General features: G+C 74.9%; 23 protein-coding genes. 7 read left to right on the forward strand and 16 right to left on the reverse strand.

The window, feature by feature from the left end; genetic code table 11:
- Positions 1-78: 78 nt before the first annotated feature.
- Positions 79-2,427, forward strand: coding sequence for a SpoIIE family protein phosphatase (locus tag IE108_RS31175; protein WP_064731611.1), 2,349 nt, complete (start codon positions 79-81; stop codon positions 2,425-2,427).
- Between the two features lie 14 nt (positions 2,428-2,441).
- On the opposite strand, the gene IE108_RS31180 is transcribed toward IE108_RS31175, so the two are convergent.
- Both IE108_RS31180 and IE108_RS31185 read right to left on the reverse strand, forming a co-directional pair.
- Entirely contained in the window at positions 2,442-3,089 is a 648-nt protein-coding gene (locus IE108_RS31180; protein WP_064726228.1) for a DNA polymerase ligase N-terminal domain-containing protein, read from the reverse strand.
- Between the two features lie 49 nt (positions 3,090-3,138).
- Positions 3,139-3,969 (reverse strand): aldo/keto reductase, encoded by an 831-nt coding sequence (locus IE108_RS31185; RefSeq protein ID WP_064726227.1) that lies wholly within the window; start codon positions 3,967-3,969, stop codon positions 3,139-3,141.
- A gap of 150 nt (positions 3,970-4,119) precedes the next feature.
- Here IE108_RS31185 and IE108_RS31190 point away from each other — a divergent pair, with 150 nt between their 5' ends.
- Positions 4,120-5,121 carry a TauD/TfdA dioxygenase family protein gene (locus IE108_RS31190; protein ID WP_064726226.1) on the forward strand — a complete coding sequence of 334 codons (1,002 nt, stop codon included), beginning with the start codon at positions 4,120-4,122 and terminating at the stop codon, positions 5,119-5,121.
- A 7-nt stretch (positions 5,122-5,128) separates the two neighbouring features.
- Here the strand turns inward: IE108_RS31190 and IE108_RS31195 are convergent, their stop codons facing one another.
- Together IE108_RS31195 and IE108_RS31200 are read right to left on the reverse strand one after the other, a co-directional pair.
- Positions 5,129-6,631 (reverse strand): metallophosphoesterase family protein, encoded by a 1,503-nt coding sequence (locus IE108_RS31195; protein WP_064726225.1) that lies wholly within the window; start codon positions 6,629-6,631, stop codon positions 5,129-5,131.
- A 96-nt stretch (positions 6,632-6,727) separates the two neighbouring features.
- On the reverse strand, positions 6,728-7,348 hold the full coding sequence (locus tag IE108_RS31200; RefSeq protein ID WP_064726224.1) for an L-threonylcarbamoyladenylate synthase: 621 nt from the start codon (positions 7,346-7,348) through the stop codon (positions 6,728-6,730).
- 161 nt (positions 7,349-7,509) lie between these two features.
- Here IE108_RS31200 and IE108_RS31205 point away from each other — a divergent pair, with 161 nt between their 5' ends.
- A complete protein-coding gene (locus tag IE108_RS31205; RefSeq protein ID WP_064726223.1) occupies positions 7,510-9,042 on the forward strand; it encodes a helix-turn-helix domain-containing protein in 1,533 nt (510 codons plus the stop codon).
- Between the two features lie 146 nt (positions 9,043-9,188).
- Here the strand turns inward: IE108_RS31205 and IE108_RS31210 are convergent, their stop codons facing one another.
- From IE108_RS31210 to IE108_RS31225, 4 genes are all read right to left on the reverse strand, one after another.
- On the reverse strand, positions 9,189-10,229 hold the full coding sequence (locus IE108_RS31210) for an NAD(P)-dependent alcohol dehydrogenase (protein WP_064726222.1): 1,041 nt from the start codon (positions 10,227-10,229) through the stop codon (positions 9,189-9,191).
- 44 nt (positions 10,230-10,273) lie between these two features.
- Positions 10,274-11,068, reverse strand: a complete 795-nt coding sequence (locus IE108_RS31215) for an SDR family NAD(P)-dependent oxidoreductase (protein ID WP_064726221.1) — start codon at positions 11,066-11,068, stop codon at positions 10,274-10,276.
- Positions 11,065-11,745 carry a TetR/AcrR family transcriptional regulator gene (locus IE108_RS31220; RefSeq protein WP_064726220.1) on the reverse strand — a complete coding sequence of 227 codons (681 nt, stop codon included), beginning with the start codon at positions 11,743-11,745 and terminating at the stop codon, positions 11,065-11,067. Before IE108_RS31220 ends, IE108_RS31215 begins: the two co-directional genes overlap by 4 nt.
- Before the next feature lie 91 nt (positions 11,746-11,836).
- Positions 11,837-12,694 (reverse strand): fructosamine kinase family protein, encoded by an 858-nt coding sequence (locus IE108_RS31225; protein ID WP_064726219.1) that lies wholly within the window; start codon positions 12,692-12,694, stop codon positions 11,837-11,839.
- A gap of 111 nt (positions 12,695-12,805) precedes the next feature.
- Between IE108_RS31225 and IE108_RS31230 the strand changes: the two genes are divergently transcribed.
- A complete protein-coding gene (locus IE108_RS31230; protein WP_064726218.1) occupies positions 12,806-13,129 on the forward strand; it encodes a hypothetical protein in 324 nt (107 codons plus the stop codon).
- An 85-nt stretch (positions 13,130-13,214) separates the two neighbouring features.
- Here the strand turns inward: IE108_RS31230 and IE108_RS31235 are convergent, their stop codons facing one another.
- The 3 genes from IE108_RS31235 to IE108_RS31245 are packed head-to-tail and all read right to left on the reverse strand — an operon-like array spanning position 13,215 to position 16,175.
- Positions 13,215-14,066 (reverse strand): aldo/keto reductase, encoded by an 852-nt coding sequence (locus IE108_RS31235; protein ID WP_064726217.1) that lies wholly within the window; start codon positions 14,064-14,066, stop codon positions 13,215-13,217.
- 55 nt (positions 14,067-14,121) lie between these two features.
- Positions 14,122-15,150 (reverse strand): alcohol dehydrogenase catalytic domain-containing protein, encoded by a 1,029-nt coding sequence (locus IE108_RS31240; RefSeq protein ID WP_189397804.1) that lies wholly within the window; start codon positions 15,148-15,150, stop codon positions 14,122-14,124.
- 47 nt (positions 15,151-15,197) lie between these two features.
- Entirely contained in the window at positions 15,198-16,175 is a 978-nt protein-coding gene (locus IE108_RS31245; protein ID WP_064726215.1) for an aldo/keto reductase, read from the reverse strand.
- Positions 16,176-16,352: 177 nt separating this feature from the next.
- Here IE108_RS31245 and IE108_RS31250 point away from each other — a divergent pair, with 177 nt between their 5' ends.
- Together IE108_RS31250 and IE108_RS31255 are read left to right on the forward strand one after the other, a co-directional pair.
- Positions 16,353-17,267: a helix-turn-helix transcriptional regulator gene (locus tag IE108_RS31250; RefSeq protein WP_064726214.1), complete on the forward strand. Its 915-nt coding sequence runs from the start codon at positions 16,353-16,355 to the stop codon at positions 17,265-17,267.
- Positions 17,268-17,355: 88 nt separating this feature from the next.
- Positions 17,356-18,120 carry a maleylpyruvate isomerase family mycothiol-dependent enzyme gene (locus IE108_RS31255; protein WP_064726213.1) on the forward strand — a complete coding sequence of 255 codons (765 nt, stop codon included), beginning with the start codon at positions 17,356-17,358 and terminating at the stop codon, positions 18,118-18,120.
- Between the two features lie 15 nt (positions 18,121-18,135).
- On the opposite strand, the gene IE108_RS31260 is transcribed toward IE108_RS31255, so the two are convergent.
- Both IE108_RS31260 and IE108_RS31265 read right to left on the reverse strand, forming a co-directional pair.
- Positions 18,136-19,407, reverse strand: a complete 1,272-nt coding sequence (locus IE108_RS31260) for an SLC13 family permease (protein ID WP_079163397.1) — start codon at positions 19,405-19,407, stop codon at positions 18,136-18,138.
- A gap of 60 nt (positions 19,408-19,467) precedes the next feature.
- A complete protein-coding gene (locus tag IE108_RS31265; protein ID WP_064726211.1) occupies positions 19,468-20,001 on the reverse strand; it encodes a DoxX family protein in 534 nt (177 codons plus the stop codon).
- A 116-nt stretch (positions 20,002-20,117) separates the two neighbouring features.
- On the opposite strand from IE108_RS31265, the gene IE108_RS31270 reads away from it, so the two are divergent.
- Positions 20,118-20,750 carry a GNAT family N-acetyltransferase gene (locus tag IE108_RS31270; RefSeq protein ID WP_064726210.1) on the forward strand — a complete coding sequence of 211 codons (633 nt, stop codon included), beginning with the start codon at positions 20,118-20,120 and terminating at the stop codon, positions 20,748-20,750.
- Between the two features lie 12 nt (positions 20,751-20,762).
- Here the strand turns inward: IE108_RS31270 and IE108_RS31275 are convergent, their stop codons facing one another.
- From IE108_RS31275 to IE108_RS31285, 3 genes are read right to left on the reverse strand one after another with little or no spacing between them, the layout of a single operon-like run.
- Positions 20,763-21,488, reverse strand: a complete 726-nt coding sequence (locus tag IE108_RS31275) for a metallophosphoesterase family protein (RefSeq protein ID WP_064726209.1) — start codon at positions 21,486-21,488, stop codon at positions 20,763-20,765.
- Positions 21,488-21,784, reverse strand: coding sequence for a hypothetical protein (locus IE108_RS31280; protein ID WP_064726208.1), 297 nt, complete (start codon positions 21,782-21,784; stop codon positions 21,488-21,490). Before IE108_RS31280 ends, IE108_RS31275 begins: the two co-directional genes overlap by 1 nt.
- Entirely contained in the window at positions 21,781-22,512 is a 732-nt protein-coding gene (locus IE108_RS31285) for a nucleotidyltransferase family protein (RefSeq protein WP_064726207.1), read from the reverse strand. The genes IE108_RS31280 and IE108_RS31285 overlap by 4 nt, the downstream gene beginning before the upstream one ends.
- Between the last annotated feature and the right edge of the window lie 31 nt (positions 22,513-22,543).

Below are 22,543 nucleotides of genomic sequence, written 5' to 3' on the forward strand. Positions count from 1 at the left end.
CGCGCACGGGGCCTGACGGGAACCGCTCACGATCCGTCCCGGTTGATACCGCTTCGCCCAGGGATGATCCTGGACGGCATGGAGGAAGTCTCCGCCGCGATGACCGTCGACGCCCGGGGCAGGGTGACGGGCTGGAGCGACGGCGCGCGGCGGCTCACCGGCTACCGGGCCGACGAGGTCGTGGGGCGCGCAGCGCGGGAGCTGCTCGCCCGCGACCTGCCCGACGGCCCCCCGTCCGGCACCGCCGCGGTCGTCCACCGCGACGGCGGCACGGTCCTGCTGCGGCTGCGGTCCTGCCCCCTGCTCGGGGCCGACGGCGCACCGCTCGGCCACGCCGTCACCGCACAGCCCGAGGCCCCGGGACACGGGCTGATCGAGGAGGCCGTCCGGCAGGCGTCCCTGTCGATGGCCGTCCTCGACCCCGAGCTGCGCTTCCTGCACGTCAACGAGACCACCTGCCGGATGCTGGGCCGCACCGCGCGGGAGCTGATCGGCCGCGGCCTTCCCGAGACGCTGGGCCGCACCGGAAGCGGCCGGGGTTCCTTCGTGCACCACCTGCGGCTCGCCGCCGAACACGGCCTGCCCGTCCAGTACGAGACCTACTCGCCGGCGCCCGCCGGTACCCGCCCGCACGCCTGGACCGTGGAGATCTGGCCGGTCCACGACGCGTCCGGCGACCTCACCGCCGTCGCCGTGGCCGCCCTGGAGAGCACCGAGCAGCACCGGGCGCGGGAGCGGTTGGACCTGCTGGGCGCCGCGGGCGCCGTCGGCAGCACCCTCGACGTGGTGCGCACCGCCGAGGAGCTCGTCGGCCTGCTGGTGCCCCGGTTCGCCGGCTTCGCCACCGTCGACCTGCTCGACTGGACCCTGGGCACCGACGAGCCCCTCGCGGCGTCCACCGAGGACGGCGAACTGCGCCGGACGGCCCACGCCTTCGCGCAGGAGGGCTTTCCCACCCCCGCCGTGCACCTGGGCGGACGAGAGGTCTACCCGCCCTACGCCCCGCCCGCCCGGGCGATGCGGGAGGGCCGCGTCGTCCTCGGCGGACCCGGCGACCCGGACTTCGACCGCTGGATGCGCACCCGCGCGGCCGAGGCGCCGCACAACCGCGCCTTCCGCGAGGCCGTCTGCTCCGTCCTGTGCGTGCCCCTGCGGGCCCGCGGCACCACACTCGGCGTGGCGCTGGCCGCCCGCACCGCGCCCCGGGAGCCCTTCGCCCCCGAGGACGCCGTACTGGCCGAGGAACTCGTCGGCCGCGCCGCCGTCTCCGTGGACAACGCCCGGCGCTTCGCCCGCGAGCGCTCCACCGCCCTGGAGATCCAGCGCAGCCTGCTGCCCAGGGGCCTGCCCGGCCAGGCCGCGGTCGAGGTGGCCCACCGCTACCTCCCCTCCGCGTCGGCGGCCGGCATCGGGGGCGACTGGTTCGACGTGATCCCGCTCTCCGGCACCCGGGTAGCCCTCGTCGTCGGCGACGTCGTGGGCCACGGCATCCCGTCCACGGCGACCATGGGACGCCTGTGCACGGCCGTGCGCACCCTGGCCGACGTGGACCTGCCGCCCGACGAGCTGCTCACCCACCTGGACGACCTCGTCACCCACCTCGCGGCCGTCGGCGAGACCGACGACGGAGACCGGGGCGAGATCGCCGAACTGGGCGCCACCTGCCTCTACGCCGTCTACGACCCCGTCTCCCGCCGGCTGTCCCTCGCGGCGGCCGGCCACCCCGCGCCCGCGATCCTGCTGCCCGACGGCACCGCGCGGCTCGTCCCGGTCAGCGCGGGGCCGCCGCTCGGCGTGGGCGGACTGCCCTTCGAGGCGACCGAACTGGAACTGCCCGAGGGCTCCGTCGTCGCCCTCTACACCGACGGCCTCGTCGAGGACCGCGAACCGGACCGCGACCTCGACCACGCCACCGCGGAACTGTGCCGGGCGCTGGCCGCCCCCGCCGCCTCGCTCGACGCCCTGTGCGACGGCGTGCTCAAGGCCGTGCTGCCCGAGGAGCCCGCCGACGACGTGGCCCTGCTGCTCGCCCGCACCCGGGCCCTGGGCGAGGACCGGATCCGCACCTGGGACGTCCACCCCGACCCGGCGCACGTGGCGGCGACCCGGCGGTCCGTCATGGAACAGCTCACGGCGTGGGGGCTCGACGAGACGGCCTTCGTCACCGAACTCGTGGTCAGCGAACTGGTCACCAACGCCATCCGGTACGGCGAGCCGCCCATCCAGCTGCGTCTCATCCGGCACACCGCGCTCATCTGCGAGGTATCCGACGCCAGTTCCACCTCGCCCCATCTGCGCCGGGCGCACGCCTACGACGAGGGCGGCCGCGGCCTGCTGCTGGTCGCCCAGCTCACCCAGCGCTGGGGCAGCCGGCAGACGGACACCGGCAAGACCATCTGGGCGGAGCAGCCGCTGCCCGCGCGGTGACCGCCCGATGGGCCCTACGCCTGCCCGTCCCCGGCCTCCCCGGTCCTTCCGGCCTCTTCGGCCGCGACCCGGGCCAGCGTGCGCCCGGTGCGCGCGGACCGGGCGCGCCGCGGATCCGGGGCGCCGCGCCCGCGCCCGCCGCCGGCCGTCCGCACCAGCAGCCACGCCGCGTCCTCGCCGGCGGCCGCGCCCGGCCCGCCGCGGAACCGGGTCAGCGCGTACTCGCCGCGCAGTTTCGAGCCGTGCAGCCGGAACCTGGCGTGGCCCGACTCCAGGGACTCGGCGAAGTCGACGGGCCGGCCCCGGCGGTCGTGGCTGAGCTGCTCGTAGTCGCCGCGGTCCCACACGATGACCGTGCCGCCCCCGTACTCCCCGGCCGCGATCACGCCCTCGAACTCCTCGTACTCCAGCGGGTGGTCCTCGGTCGGCACCGCGAGCCGCTTCTCGCTCGGGTCCCCGGGCGGGCCCTTCGGCACCGACCAGGACTTCAGCACGTCGCCGACCTGCAGCCGGAAGTCGAAGTGCAGGGTGCTCGCGTCGTGGATCTGCACCACGAAGCGCGGCCGTCCCGCCCCGGCCGCCGCTCCGCGCCCGGAGGGCTCACCGGTCCGGCCGAAGTCGCGTCTGCCGCGGTAGTCCCGCAGCCCGTTCCCGTCGCCCACCCGCGGCTCCTTCCGTCGGACCGTCGCCGGCCGGGGCCGGGTACCCCGGTCAGAACTCCTCGTGCACCTCGGGGTCGCCGCCGATCCGCCGGTGCGCCCGGTCGGCCACCGCGCGCATCTGCTCCGGGCCCAGCTCGAAACCGAAGACCTCCAGGTTGGCCCGCTGCCGCGCCGGGTCGGCGGACTTCGGGATCGGCACCGCGCCCAGCTGGGTGTGCCAGCGCAGCACCGCCTGGGCCGGCGTCACGCCGTGCGCGTCGGCGACCGCGGCGACGGCGGGGTCGTCCAGCAGATCGCTGCCGCGGCCCAGCGGGCTCCAGCTCTCGGTGCGGATGCCCTTGCGCTCGTGGTAGGCGCGCAGCTCGTCCTGCGGGAACAGCGGGTGCAGCTCGATCTGGTTGACGGACGGCAGCACCCCCGTCTCCTTCTCCAGCCGCTCGATGTGGTCCGGCGTGAAGTTGGAGACGCCCACCGAGCGCACCAGGCCGTCCTCCCGGAGCTTGACCATGGCCTTCCAGGAGTCGACGTACTTGTCCACCCGCGGCAGCGGCCAGTGGATCAGGTACAGGTCGACGTACTCCACCCCGAGCCGGGCCCGGGACTCCTCGAACGAGGCGAGCGTCTCCTCGTACCCGTGGTGCCGGCCGGGCAGTTTCGTCGTCACGACGATCTCCTCGCGGGGGACCCCGCCGGCCGCCACCCCGCGGCCGACGCCGGTCTCGTTGCGGTAGTTCGTCGCCGTGTCGATCAGGCGGTACCCCGTCTCCAGGGCCGTGCGGACCGCCCGCTCGGCCTCGTCGTCCGTCATCGGCCAGGTGCCGAGCCCCAGGGCGGGGAGCGTGGTGCCGTCGTTGAGCGTGTGCGCCGGGATGCTGATCACCGCAGGACCTTCCCTCGACTGTGCGCGGCGGTGCGCCGCCCCTCCAGCCTCGCCCACCGGGGGACCCGTGATCAACCGGACGGCGGGCGGGTCTGCCACGATCGGTGCCGGAACGGGAACGGACGGACCACACCGACCAACGGAGCACGCATGACGACGGACAGGACGACGCACGGCGCCACCGACAGGGCCACCCGGGCCGATGAGGCGGCCCGGACCGCGGACGTCGAGGTGCGTCCCGTCGCCGGGCACATCGGCGCCGAGATCCTGGGTGTCGACCTCGCCGCCGGGCTCGACGCGGCCCAGGTGGCGGCCGTACGGGCGGCGGTGCTGCGCTGGAAGGTGGTGTTCTTCCGGGACCAGCGCCTCGACCACGCCGGACACATCGCGTTCGCGCGCCAGTTCGGCGAGCCGGTCGTCCTGCCCCGGCGGGGCAAGGCGTCACCGGCCGGGTTCCCGGAGGTCGAGACGACCGCCGACCGGCTGGAGCTGGGCGGACGCTTCGGCATGGAGCACGACGAGTGGTTGGCCCGCCGGCGCCACACGCTGCTGCGCGGCTGGCACTGCGACCACGGCGCCCGGATCGACCCGCCGGCCGCCACGATCCTGCGGGCCGAGACGGTACCGCCGTACGGCGGCGACACCACCTGGGCGAACCTCGCCGCCGCCTACGCCGGACTGTCCGCCCCGATGCGCGCCTTCGCCGACACCCTGCGCGCCGAACACCGCCTCGGCGTCGGCTACCAGCCCCGGCCCGGCGACGACGCCTACGTCCGGCACCTCCTCGACCACCAGACGGCGACCGTGCACCCGCTGGTCCGCGTCCACCCGGAGACCGGCGAGCGGGTGCTGTTCGTCAACGGCTACTACGTCGAGCAGATCACCGGCCTCTCCCGGCCCGAGAGCGCCGCCGTCCTGGAACTGCTCCTGGAGCAGGCCACCCGCCCCGAATACACGGTCCGCTTCCGCTGGGAGCCGGGGAGCGTCGCCTTCTGGGACAACCGCGCCACCATCCACCTCGCCCCCAGTGACAACGCCCACCTCGGCCACCCGCGGACCATGCACCGCGTGATGCTGGCCGGCGACGTGCCGGCCGGGGTCGACGGCACGCCGTCCGAAGCCCTCACCGGCAGCGAGCCCGGCCGCTGGTGACCGCGCGTCACCGCAGCGGGATCGTCACCTCGTCCTCCACCGGCGGGTCCAGCTCCTGGGCCCGGTTTCCGGTGGCGGCGTGGCAGCGCAGCCGCACCGCCTCCGGGGAGACGTCCAGCCGCAGGAAGCACTTGAAGAACGGCGGGCTGTACGTCGCCGAACCCGGTGAGAACACCTGCGTGTAGACCTTCCGGACGGGCAGCCGGAACCGCTTCTTGTGCTCCGGCCGCCGGGCCGTGCCGAGCAGACCGGCGACCAGCCGGGTGCGCCGGGTGACGCGTGCGCCCTCGCCCGGCGCGCGGCCCGTGCGGATGCCGAGGCGCTCGGCGATCACGGCCGTCGCCTCGGCCTCCGTGAGGGTGAAGAAGCGGCGCATCCGCAGCCGGCGCCCGTAGAGCGCGCTGTAGAAGGCGAGCGAGTCGCCGCGCAGCGGGTAGGAGCGGAAGTCGTCCTCGGTGACGCCGCCGACCGAGACGCGCGGGATGGTGTGGGTGGCGTGCATGAAGGCGCCGCCGCCGCCCGCGACGACGTACTGGATGGTGCGGCCGTCCACGTCGACCGGGTAGCGCTGGTAGTTGTGGATGTCGCCGCCGATCGCCGCGACATAGTGGTGGGCCGGGTCGCGGACGATGTCGTCGACCGTGCCGCCCCCCTCGATGGCGCACGGCCGGCGCTCGCCGTCGACGTACAGCGGCGAGCCGGTCACCAGGATCTTCGGCCGCGGCCCGGCGGACACCTCGCGCAGCCAGGCGCCCTGCGCGGCGTCGACGGTGCCGAGCAGCCCCGTGTCGATGCCGATGATCCGCACCGGTCCCGCGTCGATCGCCCAGTACGGCCCGGGCTGCTCGGCCCGCTGCTCCGGCGCGGACCGCAGTTTGCGCGCCTCGTCCAGGTGCCGGCCGTCGTCCGGGTCGGCCCGGTGCCACAGCAGCGACCGCAGCCAGGCGGCGCTGAGCGGCCGGGGGCGGGGCGCGGGCGGCGGGGGAGCGGCGTCGTCGCAGAAGACCCGCATGAAGCCGCCGAGGTCCTCGTACCAGTCGTGGTTGCCCGGTATCGCGTAGATGGGCGCCGGGTAGTCGCGGTAGGGGCGGAAGAACTTCGTGCCGTAGTCGTCGGCGCTGCCCACGGGGTAGATCACGTCGCTGGCCAGGACCGCGAACCGGGTGTCCCGGCCGGCCGTCAGCAGACCGGGCACCACGGCGTACTGGGGGTCGTCGCCCTCTCCCGTGTCACCGATGACGAGGAACGAGAAGGAGTCCGGGTCCGACCGCCGGATCACCTTGTCGGCCGGCGCCCCGTCCGCCGTCCGCCGCGCGACCCAGCGGTCCCGGGTGCCGCCGGTGGGGTCCCCGAACCACGAGGCCAGGACGCCGTTGCGGGCGGCCCACAGGGTTCTCGGGTTCAGCCAGGACAGCTTCTCGGTGCGGGCGGGCATGAGCGCTCGGTAGGCCCCGGGCTCGGCGGAGCCCCAGCCGGCGCCTTCGGCGGTATCGCGTGAGGAGTCAGACACCCGGGCACGGTAACAACGCGCGGACCGGGGACGCGACGAGGGTCGCCGCGCCCAACTCCGGTTCCGGGCGGCCCGCTTCGGCGCCCCGCCCGCCCGCTACTCGAAACGTTCCGGGTCTCCGGCGCCGTACCGCACGATCGCCGCCTCGCCGCCGGAGAAGTCGACGACGGTCGTCGGTTCGGTGCCGCAGTCCCCGGAGTCGATCACCGCGTCCACCACGTGGTCGAGCCGGTCCTTGATCTCCCAGCCCTGCGTCATCGGCTCCTCCTCGCCCGGCAGCAGCAGCGTGCTGGACAGCAGCGGCTCGCCCAGCTCGGTCAGGAGGGCCTGGGTGACGACGTGGTCGGGGATGCGCACGCCCACGGTCTTCTTCTTCGGGTGCTGCAGCATGCGCGGAACCTCCCGGGTCGCGGGCAGGATGAAGGTGTAGCTGCCCGGGGTGGACGCCTTGATCGCCCGGAACACGTCGTTGTCGATCTGCACGAACTGGCCGAGCTGCGCGAAGTCCTGGCACACCAGGGTGAAGTGGTGCCGGTTGTCCAGTTGCCGGATCGACCGGATGCGGTCGATGCCGTCGCGGCTGCCGAGGCGGCAGCCCAGCGCGTAGCAGGAGTCCGTCGGGTACGCGATCAGCGCGCCGGAGCGGACGCTGTCGGCGACCTGGGCGATGCTGCGCGGCTGGGGGTTGTCGGGGTGCACGTCGAAGTACTTCGCCATTCACCGAGCTTATGCCCGTGGCCCGCCCGGCGGCCGCCCGGCCGGGTCACAGGCGTGTGCGAGCCGTTTCCCGGGCCCGCGCCGCCCGGGACGTGCCCGTGGCCATGAGGTAACGTCCCCGCCCTGGACCGGGGACGGGCGAGGACGAGGAGAAGGCCGACGTGGCGGGCCGTGCGGACGGGACGGGACAGCGGGCGGGCGGGGCAGCCGGAGGCACGGGATGGGCCGAGGAACTCCTCGACCACCTGCGGCCGGCCGGCCGGGACCCCGAGCGGGTCCTGGCCTGGCTCGCCGGTGCCGCGGGCGCCGACGTCTCGCTCCAGGACGGCACCGGCCGCCTGCTGGCCGGCACCCGCCTCCCGCTGGACGCGGCCCTGCTCGCGGACATCGGCGGCGGCCGGATCGCCTCCGCCGCCCTGGAGGACGCGGGCCGCCAGGTGCGGCTCGTCCGCGTCGACCGGTCGCGTCCGGCGTCCGCCGCCGTGCTGGCGGTGGCCCGCGCGGACCCGTTCGACCGGCGGACCTCGGACATCGTGACGCACACCGCCCAGGTGCTGGAGCTGCTGCTGGCCGGGCACGAGTCGGCGGCGGCCGGACACCGGCTGCGGCGGGCCACCTCCGACCTGCGCCTGGCCATCCTGCAACTGCTGATGGTGGAGGACACCGTCTCCGCCCGCCGGGTGGCCGCCGGACTCTGGCCGGGCCTCCTCGACACCGACACGGCCTGCGTGTACGTCGTCGAGAGCGGCCCCGGCGAACGGGACCGCCTGGCCGAGGAGTGCGTGTCGGCGACCGCGGAACGGGCGCTTGTCGTGCGCTGCCCGGCGATGGACGGCCATGTCATCGTCCTCGCCCCGCGCGACTCGGCCGGCCGGGAGCTGCGCTCGCTCGTCGGCGGCCTGCCCGGCGTGTTCCTCGGCGGCAGCGCCCGGCAGGGCCTCGCCCGCACCGCCGCCGCCTACGGGCAGGCGGTGAGCGCCCTGGCCGTCGCCCGGTTCCGGCCGGAGCAGGCGGCCGTCTACGCCGAACGGACCCGCCCCGAACTGCTGATGGAGCCCGCGGTCCTGTACGGCTGGACGGCCCGGGTGCTGAGCCCGCTCGACGCCCTCCCGCACCACACCCGCGCCGAACTGCTGGCCACCACCCGGCTCGGTCTGGAGTTCACCGCCGTCAACACGGCGAAGATCCTCGGGGTCAGCCGCAACACCGTCCGGGCCCGCATGGACCGCGTCGAGGGCCTGCTGCGCACCGACTTCGCCGACCTGACCGTCCGCGCGGCCGTCCACCTCGCCCTCAACGCGCAGGTCGGCCTGGCCGAACCGCCCGCCGGCGCCGCGCCGGGCGGACCCGGGGCGGCCGGCCTCAGCGACCTGCTGTCCGGGCCACCGCTGCGCACCTGGGCGGGCGATCTGCTCGGCCGTCTCGACCCGGACGCCCGCGATCTGCGGCGCACCCTGCGCACCTGGATCGCCGTCGGCGGCAACGCCGAGCGGGCCGCCGAGCGGCTCGGCATGCACGCCCAGACCGTCCGCGAGCACGTCCGCAGCGCGGAGCCCGTCCTCGAACGCCAGCTGCTCGCCGCCGGCAGCGACCTGTACGAGGTGGTCCTGGCCCACCTGGCGGAGGGCACGCTCGGCGGGCCGACGCTGCCCGGGACGAAACCGGGCCATCCGGACTCACCTGTGCACGGGTGAGTCCCCGCGGCCCGGCAGCGGGCACCGGCACGATTCACAACCGGCGAGCCGTCCACGTAGGTTCGTCCGCACCGGGGGCACGACCGGAACGGGGGACCGGTCGCGCCCCCGAGGCCGCCGCCCGGACGGCCTCGGCCCCGGCCTCATCAGCCGTGCGGCAGGATCACCGCGCGGCCGTTGACCTTCCCCTCGTGCAGCCGCTCGTACGCGAGCGGCGCGTCGTCCAGCGCGTACGTCTCGGTGTGCACCGACAGGGCGCCCGCCCGGGCCAGGTCCAGCACCTCGATCAGTTCGCCGCGGCTGCCCCAGTAGGGCGCGGTGACCGACACCTCGAACGGCAGCACGCCGAACCCGACGGGCAGGGCTCCGCCGCCGATGCCGACCAGCGTGACATCGCCCTCGACGGCGGCGACGGCGCCCGCGGTCGCCACGGTGGGCGCCGCGCCGACGAAGTCGAGGACGACCTCCGCGCCGAGGCCACCGGTCAGTGCGCGCACCGCGTCCGCCGCCCGCGCGTCCGACAGCACCGCCTCGTGCGCGCCCACCGCACGGGCGAGGCCCAGCTTCTCCTCACTGACGTCGAGGGCGACGACCCGCGCGGGGGTGAGGGCGCGCAGCAGCTGGATGGCCACGTGGCCGAGACCGCCGGTGCCGATGACCACCGCGGTCGAGCCGGGGACCAGCTTCGCCAGCGACCGCTTGATCGCGTGGTACGGCGTCAGCCCGGCGTCGGTCAGCGGCACCGCCGCGACGGGGTCGAGCCCGTCCAGCGGGACCAGGTGCCGGGGGTCGTCGACGAGCAGGTACTCGGCCATCGAACCCGGCCGCCCCAGCCCCGGCGGGCGGATGCCCAGCTCGTCGGCGCGCAGGCAGTAGTTCTCCTTGCCCTCGGCGCACTTGGCGCACGTGCCGCAGCCCCAGGGCCCGTACACGGCCACCGCGTCGCCCTCCGCGAGGCCGGTCACGCCGGCGCCGAGCGCGGCGACCGTGCCGACGCCCTCGTGGCCGAGGGTGAGCGGCAGCGCGTACGGGAACGCCTCGGCCGGCCAGCTCATCACGGCGATGTCCGAGTGGCAGACGCCGGCCGCGGTCACCTTCAGCAGCACCTGGCCGGGGCCGGGTTCCGGGTCGGGGACCGTGACGACCTCGGGCGGGGCCCCGATGGTGCGGTACTGCAGTGCCTTCATGGTCGTGCTCCTTCGTTCTCCCCCCAGGGATGTGCGGTGGACGCTCAGACGGCGGTGTAGGCGCCGTCGACCAGGTGGTAGCCGCCCGCCACGAAGGACGCCCGGTCCGACAGCAGGAAGGCGATCAGCTCGGCGACCTCCTCGGAGCGCCCGAGCCGCCCGGCCGGGTGCAGGGCCACCAGGCCGGCGTGGGCGGCCTCGTCCATGGCGTTCAGCAGCGGGGTGTCAATGAAGCCGGGGCCGACGGCGTTGACCCGGACGCCCTTGGCGGCGTACTCGGCGCCGGCGGTCCGGGTGAGCCCCACGACCCCGTGCTTGGCGGCGACGTAGGCCGGGGAGCCGGCGAAGCCGACGGAGCCGAGGATGGAGGCGACGTTGACGATGGCGCCGCGCCCCGCCGCCTCCATGACCGGGAGTTCGTAGCGCATCGAGTAGAAGACGCCGTCGAGGTTGGTGCGCACGACGCGCTGGTAGTCCTCGACGTCGTACGCGCCGGTCGGGGCGCTGGGGCCGCCGACGCCCGCGTTGTTCACCGCCAGGTCCAGGCCGCCGAAGGTGTCGACGGTGAACCGCACGGCGGCCTCCACGGACTCGGGGCGGGTCACGTCGAGTTCGACGGCGGCGGCCTCCACGCCCTCCGCGGTCAGCGCGGCGACGGCCTCGCGGGCACCCTCGGCGTTGTGATCGGCGACGACGACGCGGGCGCCGGCGGCGCCGAGGCGGCGGGCGGTGGCCAGGCCGATGCCGGAGGCGGCGCCGGTGACTAGCGCGACGCGGCCGGTGAACTCGGGGGCGGGCTGGGCGGGGGCTGTGGCGGGGGTCGTGCCGGTGGTGCTCATGGTGCTTGCTCTCTGTCTTCCTCTGTGCCGGCGGGGGTCGCGGCCGCGGCCTCCGAGATCAGGGCGTCGTACGCCCGTTCCACCAGGGCGGCGAGGTCCGCCGCTCCCGGGTCGGGCTGGTCACCGCGCGCCCACAGACGCAGGGCGGCGATCAGGACACCGGCGGCGGCGTCGACGACCGCGGCCGGGCGCACGTCCCGGGCGTCGTCGGTGCCGAGCCGGTCGGCGACGATGCGGATCGACTCCTCCTGGGCGTCGACCCGGATGCGCTGGTAGGCGGCGAACAGGTCGGGCTCCGTGTCGGTGAGCGCCACCAGGCGGCGCATCCGGGGGCGGACGTGCCAGGCCGGGTCCTCCCGGTCGTCCAGCCAGGCGCGCACCGCCCGCCGGTAGGCGAGCAGGGGCGGCTCGTCGGCGGGGCGGGCGCGGAGCAGCTCGTTGATACGGGCGCCGTCCCGGCGGACGAAGTCGAGGGCCGCGTCCTCCTTGCCGGCGAAGTGCCGGCTGAACGTGCGCCGGGTGACGTCCGCGCGCTCGGCGATGGCCTCCACCGTGGTGGCCGCGGCACCGCGCTCCAGGAGCAGGTCGCAGGCGGCGGTGGCCAGCGCGTCGCGGGTCCGCCGGGCCTTGCGCTGCCGCCGGTCGCCGGTGGCGGGGGAGGGCTTCGTTGCCGTCATGCGTTCGAGCGTACACCCGAAAATGTCCCACTGGGACATGTGACCCGTTGGGACATGACCGTGCGGGGTGAGGGCCGGACGCGCCCGGCCCTCACCCCGCCGAGCGCGCCGCCGCCAGGGCCTGCTCGGCGTACCCGCGTCCGAACAGGACGGCGTGCACCAGCAGCGGGAACAGCTGGTGGACCCCCACACGGGCGGCCCAGCCGTCCGCCAGCGGCGCGCGCTCCCCGTACGCCTCCGTGATCCGCTCCAGGTGCGGACAGCCGAACAGGCGCAGCATCGCCAGGTCGGTCTCGCGGTGACCCCCGTGGGCGGCCGGGTCGATCAGGTGGACGTGCCCGTCCCCGCCCCAGAGCACGTTGCCGTTCCACAGGTCGCCGTGCAGCCGGGCGGGCGGCTCCGCGGGACCCGCGAGTCCGGGCAGCCGCTCGCAGACCCGCTCCACCTCGGCCGCCTCGGCGGAGGTCACCGTCCCGGCGTCCGCCGCGCGGCGCAGATAGGGCAGGACCCGGTGCTCCGCGTACCAGGAGGGCCAGTCGGTCCCGGCGGCGTTGCGCATCGGCGCGAGTCCGATGTACGCCTCCTCGGGTCCGCCGGGCGGCGGAGCGCCGAACGCGGGCGCTCCCGCGGCGTGCAGCGCGGCCAGGTCCCGCCCGAACCGGGCCGCCGCCGCCACGCCCGGCCGGCCCCGCGGCACCCGGTCGATCACCAGCCGGTGCTCGTCGTGGCCGTGCACCCGCGGGATCCGCACCGAGCCGGCCTCGGCGAGCCAGCGCAGCCCGGCGGCCTCGGCCCGGACGGCACCGGGACCGTCCGCGGACTTGACGATCACCGTGCGGCCGTCGTCGAGGACGACCTCGGCGAGCGCACCGGACAGCCGCCGCCCGGCGGTCGCCGGCCGCCCGGTGAACCGCGCCGCGAGGGCCGAGTACGAGGGGTCGGAGGTCACGGGCCCCAGCGTAGGACCGGGGTGTCGCACCGGGGCCTCAGTGCCGCCGACCCGGTGAAAAACGCCCAGTGCGCCGATCGATGACGGCGGCGGCGGGGGACCAGTGGGACTATGACCAGTTCAGCGTTCCAACGCACCATCATCCTGCCCGCCCCCGTCTGCCGGCAGGCCGCGCAGCACCTCGAACACGCCGTGGAGAAGGCCATCGACGGTGCCGCGACCCCCTGGCGGGCCTTCCGCACCGCCGACGGCGACGACTTCGCGTTCTCCGTCCCGGTCGTCGAACAGGCCGCGGGCTGCCTGCTGGTACTGGCCGCCGAGAGCGCCCAGAGCCTGCGCCCCTCCGCCCTGCGCGCCCTGATCGGCGTCGCCCTGCACCTGCGGGACGCGGCCGAGGCGGTCCGGCGACCGGCCCTTCCGACCGGGGCGTGGTGAGCGGCGGCACGACCGCCCGCGGCGAACCGGCGGGCGGACGCGTCATGACGTGAGCGGGACCGAGGCGGCTCGACCCGGCCGCGGGTCAGGCGTCGAGGCGGCGCTTGGCGAGCCAGGTGACGATCTCGGGGTCGTGGTGGTCGAAGAACAGGGAGCCGCCGGTGTCCAGGGTGGCGATCCGGGCCATCTGCTCGTCGGTGAGACGGAAGTCGAAGACGTCGATGTTCTCGGCCATGCGCTCGGCGCGTACCGACTTGGGGATGGCGACGACGCCGCGCTGGGTCAGCCAGCGCAGTACGACCTGGGCGACGGACTTGCCGTACTCCTCGCCGATGCCGGCGAGCAGGGGGTTGCCGAACAGGTCGTTCCGTCCTTCGGCGAAACCGCCCCAGGACTGGATCCGCACGCCGTGCTCGCGCATGAGGTCCTGGTATGCGGCCCGCTGGAAGAAGGGGTGGGTCTCGATCTGGTTGACCTGCGGGGTGATCTCGTTGTTGACGATCAGGTCGACCAGGCGGTCGGGGTAGAAGTTGGCGACGCCGATCGCCCTCGCGCGGCCCTCGCGGTGGATGTCCTCCATGGCGCGCCACTGGCCGTAAACGTCTCCGAAGGGCTGGTGCATCAGATACAGGTCGAGGTGGTCCAGGCCCAGCTTGGCCAGGGACGTCTCGAACGCCCGGTGGGTGTTGTCCTGGGCGGGGGCGTCCTGGACCCACAGTTTGGTGGTGACGAACAGGTCGTCGCGCGGGATCCCGCTGGACCCGATGGCGCGGCCGACCGCCTCTTCGTTGCCGTAGGCGGCGGCGGTGTCCAGCAGGCGATAGCCGGCGGCCAGGGCCTCGGAGACCGCGCGCTCGGTGTCCTCGGCGGGAATCTGGTAGACGCCGAAGCCGAGGAGCGGCATCTCGACGCCGTTGTTCAGGGTGACGGTCCGCATGAGCGGGATCTCCTTGCCTGTGCGGGTGGGCTCGGTGGCCGGGCCCGGTGGTGGTTCAGGGGCGGATCAGGGCCTTGAGGACGCGGCGGTCGGCCATCGCCCGGTAGGCGTCCGGCGTCCGGCCGAGGGCGAAGGTCTCGTCGAAGACGCGGCCGGGGGTGATGGTGCCGTCCAGGACGTCGGGCATCAGGTGCTCGATGTAGGCACGCGCGGGACTGGCGCCGCCGGTCAGGGTGATGTTCCGCATGAAGACGGCCGGGCCGATCGGCCCCTGCTCGTACTGCGGTACGCCCAGCCGGCTGATCGTGCCGCCGTCGCGGACCGCGCCGAGCGCGGTGTCGAGAGCGGGGCGGGTGCCCACGGCTTCGACGACCTTGCCGACGCCGCCGGTCAGTTCGCGGATGCGGGCGACGCCCTCCTCGCCGCGCTCGGCGACGACGTCCGTGGCGCCGAGGTCGCGACCGAGGCCGGTGCGGGCCGGGTGACGGCCGGCGAGCACGATGCGCTCGGCGCCGAGCCTGCGCGCGGCGATCACCGAGCACAGGCCGACCGCGCCGTCGCCCACCACGAGCACGGTGTCGCCGCGGGTGACACCGGCCGTGAGGGCGCCGTGGTGGCCGGTGGTCATCACGTCGGACAGAGCCACCAGGGAGGGCAGCAGCGCGGAGTCCGGAGCCACGGGCAGCCGGACCAGGGTGCCGTCGGCGTGCGGCACGCGGACGGCCTCGCCCTGGCCGCCGTCGACGCCGTCGACGCCGTATCGACCGCCGTTGCGGCAGGAGATGTGCAGGCCCTCGGCGCAGTAGTCGCAGGAGTTGTCGCTGTACGTGAACGGCGCGACGACCAGGTCACCGGCGCTCAGGCCGGTCACGTCCGCGCCGGTCTCCTCCACGACGCCGAGGAACTCGTGCCCCATGGGGCGCCCGGTGCCGGTGGCCGGCATCGACGCGTAGGGCCAGAGGTCGCTGCCGCACACGCACGAGGCGACCACCCGGACGACCGCGTCGGTGGGCTGGGCGATCTTGGGATCGGGCCGGTCCTCGACGCGGACGTCGCCGGCCCCGTACATCACTGCTGCACGCATGAGGGGGTTGCTCCAAACGGGGGATGGGCCGAGGCGGCGGGACCGTGTCAGCGTTCGAGCAGGCGGGCCTGCGCCTCGGTGTGGGTCGCACCCGCCGCGGGCGGCAGAGCGGTGAGCCGCTCCAACTGCCCGGCGGTCAGCGTGACGGCGTCCGCGGCGGTGTTCTCCTCGACCCGGGCCACCCGCTTGGTGCCGGGGATCGGCGCGATGTCGTCGCCCCGGGACAGCAGCCAGGCCAGCGCCACCTGCCCCGGTGTGGCCCCGGCCTCGTCGGCGAGAGCCCGGACCTCGTCGGCCAGGGCGAGGTTGCGGCGGAAGTTCTCACCGGTGAAGCGCGGGTTGCCGCGGCGGAAGTCGGTCTCGTCGAACTGGTCGGTGGAGCGCACGGTGCCGGTCAGGACCCCGCGGCCGAGCGGGGAGAACGGCACCAGCCCGATGTTCAGCTCCCGCAGCACCGGCAGGACCCGCTCCTCGACGCCGCGGGTGAAGAGGGAGTACTCGGACTGGACCGCGGTGACCGGCTGGACGGCGTGCGCCCGCCGGATCGTGTCCGGGCCGGCCTCCGAGAGCCCGAAGGCACGCACCTTGCCCTCCTCGATCAGCTCCCGCACAGCGCCGGCGGTCTCCTCGATCGGCGTGCCCGGATCCACCCGGTGCTGGTAGTACAGGTCGATGTGATCGGTGCCCAGCCGCTTCAGGGAGCCCTCCACCGCGGTACGGATGTTTGCCGGGGAGGAGTCCGGATTCCACGCCCCCTCGCCACCGTGGGAGACCAGGCCGAACTTCGTCGCCAGCACCACCTGGTCCCGGCGGCCCTTCAGCGCGCGTCCCAGCAGCTCCTCGTTGGTGTACGGGCCGTAGATCTCGGCGGTGTCGACGAGCGTGACGCCCAGCTCCAGCGCCCGGTGCACCGTCCGGACCGACTCCGCGTCGTCGGTGCCGGATCCGGTGTAGCCGTGGGACATGCCCATGGCGCCCAGTCCGATCCGGGAGACCTCCAGGTCACGCAGCTTGATGTAGCGCATGTCGCCCTCTTCGCGTCGTCGCGTCCTCCGGCACCCCGAGCGTCACCCGGGTGCCGGCGTCTTGCCCACCCAGCCTCGGCCGGATGGCGGGGATGTGGCAGGGCGGGCTCTTCAGGGGTAATGACAGGGCCCCCCTCGGCCGCGTGCGGCGGGCACCCGGCGAGTGAGACTGGAGCCATGGCATCGACGAGCGCACACAGTGAGGGCGCCGAGCTGGGCCGCTACCTGCGCGCCCGCCGCACCCAGACCAGCCCCGAGCACGTCGGCCTGAGCGTCGGCGCCGGCGTGCGCCGCACCCCGGGGCTGCGCCGCGAGGAGCTGGCGACCCTCGCCGGCATCAGCATCGACTACTACGTGCGCCTGGAGCGCGGCAAGGAGACCCGTCCCAGCCCCGCCGTCCTCGACTCCCTCGCCCGTGCCCTGCACATGGACGACCAGGAAGGCCAGCACCTGCGCGAGCTGGCCGCGCGGGCCGCCCGCTACGTCTCCGAACCGCCGCCCGCCCCCAGCCGCACCGTGCGCCCGCATCTCAAGCTGCTGCTGGAGTCGCTGCGCCCCAACCCCGCGTACGTCATCAGCCGCAGCATGGACGTGCTGGCGTGGAACCGCGGCGGCCTCGCCCTGTACGCGGGCCTGGACGACTGGCCGGCCAGGCACCGCAACCTCGCCCGCTACCTCTTCCTCCACCCCGCCGCCCGCGACCTCTTCCCCGACTGGGACCGCCAGATCACCGCCTGCGTCGCCCGCCTGCGCGCCATCGCCGGTACGGCCCCCGACGCCCCCGACCTCACCAACCTGGTCGGTGAACTGCTCCTCAAGAGCCCCGACTTCGCGGGCCTTTGGGAGCGCTACGAGGTGACCGGCCGCAAGCCCGCCCGCAAGACGTTCCGCCACCCGCACGTCGGGACGATCACTCTCACCTCGCAGTCGCTGCACGTCGAAGGCACCCCCGGCCAGCGCATCGGCGTCTACACCGCCGAACCCGGCAGCCCCGACCACGACGCCCTGCTCCTGCTGGACATGACCGGCCCGCAGCCCGCGCACCCCGCGCGGAACGCGGAGTCCGGTGGAGGCCGCCCTCGCCGCGACTGAGCGCACCAGCATCGTGCTCGGCCGCAGGACGCGACCGGGCAGCGAAAACACCGTGCCGCGCCCCTGAACGTGTGTTTGGCTCTGCGGCATGGAGTTCACCCGCTTCCTCGACTGTCTCGCGGCCGACTACGACCGCCTGCGGAGCGCCGTCGAAACCGACGCCGACGCACCCGTGCCGACCTGCCCCGGCTGGACGGTCGCCGACCTGACCCGCCACGTCGCCGAGGTCTACCTGCACAAGACCCTCGCCATGCGCGAGGGCGTCGAGGCCGACCCGTGGCCGCCGAAGGAGTTCGCGGACGAGGAGCCGGTCGCTCTCCTCGACCGCGGATACACGGCACTGCGCGCCGAGTTCGCCACCCGCGCCCCCGAGGACCCGGCGGCCGGCTGGTACGCGGCCGACCGGAGCGTCGGCTTCTGGATCCGGCGGATGGCGCAGGAGACGGTCGTCCACCGCATCGACGCCGAACTCGCCGTCGGCCGGCCCGTGGCGCCGGTGCCGGACGACCTCGCCGTCGACGGCGTGGACGAACTGCTCAAGGTCTTCGTGTCGTTCGCCGTGGCCGAGTGGGGCGAGTACTTCGGCGAGATCCTGGACGCCTCGCCGGGCCGCACCTTCCTGGTGCGGGCCGGCGGCACCGCCTGGCGGGTGCGGACCGGTCCCGGTGAGTTCACCGTGGCGGACGGCGCGGGCGAGGGCCCGGCCGACGCGACGCTGAGCGGTCCGCCGGAGGCGGTGCTGCGCCGGCTCTGGAACCGGACGGGCGCCGGCGAGGACGACGGCGTGACCGTCGAGGGCGACCCCGAGGCCGTCGAGGAGCTGCGGCGCTGCGTGGTCGTCGCCACCCAGTGACGGGCGGGGCGGGCGTCACGCGCCGATGAGGTGCAACGCCCCCCACAGGGCCACGGTCGACGCCGCGACCGTGGCCGGCACGGTCAGCAGCCCCAGCAGCGTGAACCGGGCGAGGTCCACCTCGATGCCGTGCCGGTGCAGGATCCGCCGCCAGAGCAGGGTCGCCAGCGAGCCGACATAGGTGAGGTTCGGGCCCAGGTTCACGCCGATCAGCACCGCGAGCACATGGGCCGGCCCGGCGGGCGCGGCCAGCGGGAGCAGGGCGAGGACGGCCGGCAGGTTGTTGACGACGTTGGCCAGCACCGCCGCCACCGCCGCCACCCCGAGCAGCGCGGGCAGCGAGTCCCCGTCCGGCAGCAGCCGCCCCAGCCCGGACGCCGGACCGCTCGTCACCACCGCCTCCACCACCACCCCGAGGGCCAGGACGAACACGCAGAACAGCGGCGACGCGGCGCCCACCAGCTCCCGCGGCGTCACATGCCGCCGGGCCAGGGCCCGCACCCCGAGCACCAGGACACCGGCGAGCGCCGCCCACGCGGGGTCGAGGCCGAGGGGCGAGGACAGGGCGAACCCGGCCAGGGTCAGGGCCACGACGACGACGGTGAACCGGGGGACGGCCGGTGCGGCACGGGTCGCCGCTCCCGGGGTGGGCGCGGCGGCCGGTTCCGCCAGGTCCGCGCGGAAGAAGCGCCGGAACACGGCGTACTCCACGGCGATCGCGGCCAGCCAGGGCAGCGCCATCAGCGCGGCGAACCGGGTGAAGCTCAGGCCGCTGGCGGTGAAGGCCAGCAGGTTGGTCAGGTTGGAGACGGGCAGCAGCAGCGACGCGGAGTTCGACAGGTGCGCGGTGGCGTACACGTGCGGCCGGGCGCGGGCACCCGCGCGGGCCGCGGTCGCGAGGACCACGGGGGTCAGCAGCACGGCGGTGGCGTCGAGGCTGAGCACGGCCGTCACCGCGCAGGCCACCGCGAACACCCCGGACAGCAGGCGGCGCGGGCTGCCCCCGCAGCGGCGGGCGACCGCCGCGCCGACCGCCTCGAACAGGCCCTCCTTGGCACACAGATAGGCCAGCATCAGCACCAGCGCGAGGAACACGACCACCGGCGCGAGGGTGCGGGTCTCCTCCCACGCCTGCGCCGGTGTGACCGTGCCCAGCGCGACGGCGAGCACGGCGGCGGGCACGGCGGCCGCGGCCTCCGGCAGTCCGCGCGGACGCAGCACCGCGAAGGCCAGCACGCCCAGCAGCAGGACGAAGGGGAGGGCCTCGGAGAGGACGGTGGTACTCAGGGCTGCTCTCCTCGGATCCCCGCGGCGGCCCGTGCGGCCCGGCCGGAACCGCCGATTCTGTCAGTGGCCCAGCTTCGCCCGGACGCCACCCGCCGCCGCGGCCGGTCGCGCCGTGGCCCGCACCGAACGCTGGACCAGGTGGGCGTCGTGCCGCAGGCCCTTGGCGGCATGGCGGCCGCGCCACAGGAGCGACGGCCGGCCGGCGGTGTCGTCGGCGGCGATCAGCAGACCGCCCAGCATGGACAGGTTCTTGAGGAAGTGGATGCGCTGCTGCGCGCGATCCGCGGGATCCTCCGCCTCCCAGAACCGGTGGCCGGCCAGGGTGGTGGGCACCAGCGTCGCGGCGAGGGCCAGCGCGGCCACCCGCGGGCACCGGCCGAGGCCCAGCATCACCCCGCCCACGACATGCACGGCGCCGTTGAGCCGTACGAGCTGCTCGGTGCGGTCCGGGAGCGCGGACACCCGCTCGGTCACCGGCCGCACCACCGGTTCCGCCGCCGGTGCGACGTCCTGGGGCCTGCGCAGGGAGTGCAGGCCGCCCGCGACGAACATCGAGGCGAGCATCGGGCGCCCGGCCGTACGCAGAAGACTCATCACGCTTTCTCGCTCTCTCCGTAGGTGTCGCTCACTCAGATCATCGAATGCCCGGTTCGGTCGGCGCCATTCGACCGCTCCTTGTGGGAGCGCTCCCAAGAAGGCAGGATGGCGGGGTGACCCCGACTGCCGCCGTACGTCCCTACCGTCCCGGTGACGCCGCCGCCCTGGACGACATCTGCGTCCGCACCGCGCACAACGGCCGCGACAGCCGGCCCGTGTACGCCGACCCCTCCGTACTGCCCGCGATCTTCGCCGCCCCGTACGTCCATCTGGACCCCGGCCTGGCCTTCGTGCTCGACGACGGCGAGGGGCGCGCGGTCGGCTACATCCTGGGCACGGCGGACACCGCGCGCTTCGCCGAGGAGTTCCGCGGCACCTGGCTGCCGCGGGTCGCGGACCGCTACCCGGCGCCGCAGGGACCCCCGGAAACCCCGGACGCGGTCATGGCCGGGCTGCTGCACGCCCCCGAGCGGATGGTCGTGCCCGAACTGGCCGCCTACCCCGCCCACCTGCACATCGACCTGCTCCCGGCCTGGCAGGGGCGGGGCCACGGGCGGGCACTCATGCGGGAGTTCTGGCGGGCGCTGCGCGAGCGCGGCGTACCGGCGGTCCACCTGGTCATGGCCACCGCCAACAAGCCGGCCAGGGCCTTCTACGACCGCATGGGCTTCCACGAGATCGCGGTGGCCGGCATGGACCCCGCCGACGTCGTCTGCCTGGGGCGGACGACGGGCGACGCGGCCTGACCCGGCGGCGCGTCAGGCCGCGTTCAGCCGGTAGACGTTGAAGGCGCGGCGGATCACGGGCTGGGCCACGTTGCGCACCCGCACCCCGCCCGCCGTCATCCCGTGCTCCGTGCCCAGGTGGGCGTGGCCGTGGACGGCGAGGTCCGCGCCGGCCGTGTCGATCGCCTCGGCGAGCAGGTAGCTGCCGAGGAACGGGTAGATCTCCGGCGGCTCGCCCGCGAGCGTGTCGGCGACCGGGGAGAAGTGCGTGAGCGCGATGCGCACGGCGCAGTCCCGGCCGCCCAGCTCCTCCAGGGCCGTGCGCAGGCTGTCCGCCGAACGCCGGGTGGTGCGCACGAACTCCTTCATCAGCGGCTCCCCGAACTCGCCCGCGCTGCGGCCGACGAAGCCGCCGCCGAAGCCCTTGGCCCCGGCGATGCCGACGCGGGTGCCGGCGCACTCCACGACGGTCCCCTCGCCCTCCAGCACGGTCACGTCGGCGTCCCTGAGGATCGCGGCGACCTTGTCGGGCTGTTCGTCGTGGTGGTCGTGGTTGCCGAGCACCGCCACGACCGGCACCGGAAGGTCGCGCACCTCCTCGGCGACCACCCGCGCCTCCTGGGGCGTGCCGTGCCGGGTGAGGTCACCGGCGAGCAGCAGCAGGTCGGCGACCTCGGACAGGGTCTCGAAGGCCGGCCGCAGCAGCCCCTGGCTGTCGGGGCCCATGTGGATGTCCCCGACGGCGGCGACGCGGATCATCACAGCTCCTCGGCGTGGTCGGGTCCGGCGGTCTCGGCCACCACGACGTCCGTGTGCACGGTGAGCCCGGTCAGCTCCTCGCGGACGATCCGCAGCAGCGTCTCGCGGCACCGCCCGGACGGCACCGTTCCGGTGATCGCGACGGCGCCGGCCCGGATCTCGGCCCGCACGCCCAGCTCGCCCAGTTCCTCCGCGGCGAGCCGGTCGTGCAGGTGGGCGACGCGGTACTCGATGTTCTCGGCCGCCGGGGAACCGGTCTGCGGGGCCGTCCGCCCCTGCGCCGTGGGATCGTTCATGACCGCTCGTCCTTGGCCGGGCCGGCCGGGGCGGACGGCGCGGCGGCCGGGTCGCCGGTCGGCGAAATGATCTCCAGCCGCTCCAGGATGAAGAAGAACGCGGCCGGCATCGGGGCGTCCCCGCAGTCGCGGCGCAGCGCCGCCCAGTCGATCTTCTCGCGCAGCGTGCGGGCGATCGGCAGCACCGCCCCGAAGTCGCAGTGGTGCTCCGAGAAGGCCGTCAGCAGACCGCGCAGCAGGTCGGTGGGGGACAGGACCGGCATCAGCACCGAGTCCACCGACAGGTCCTGCGCCCGCTCCAGCAGCGCCGTCGTGACCGGCTCGTGCGCCAGCTCGAAGATCAGGTCGACCTGCTGCCCCAGGCAGGTCGCCTTCAGCAGCCAGTCCTCGGGCGGCGTGTACACCTCCAGGCCCGCCGCGCGCAGCGTCGCGGCCACGGCGCCGGCGTCGTCGGGCCGGATGCAGAAGTCCACGTCGTGCTGGAGGTTCTGGGTGCCGCCGTGCGCGTACACGGCGACGCTCCCGGCCAGCGCGAACGGGTGCTCCGCCTTCTTCAGGGTCGACCCCACCTGCTTGGCGGCCTGGAGGATCGCCTGGTTGCGGTCGACCGGCAGATCCTCGTGGCCGGGCTCGCTCGGGGGCACGAGCCCCGGGTCCCCCGTGGTCGGACGGAGCTCGGAAACGCCGGCGCGCTGTGCGAAAGCGTGGTCGTCGGCGGGCTGCCTCATCGTCTGTCCCCTTCCGGGCGGTCGCCTCGGC

This window comes from Streptomyces parvulus (assembly GCF_014648855.1).
Taxonomy (GTDB): Bacteria; Actinomycetota; Actinomycetes; order Streptomycetales; family Streptomycetaceae; genus Streptomyces; species Streptomyces parvulus.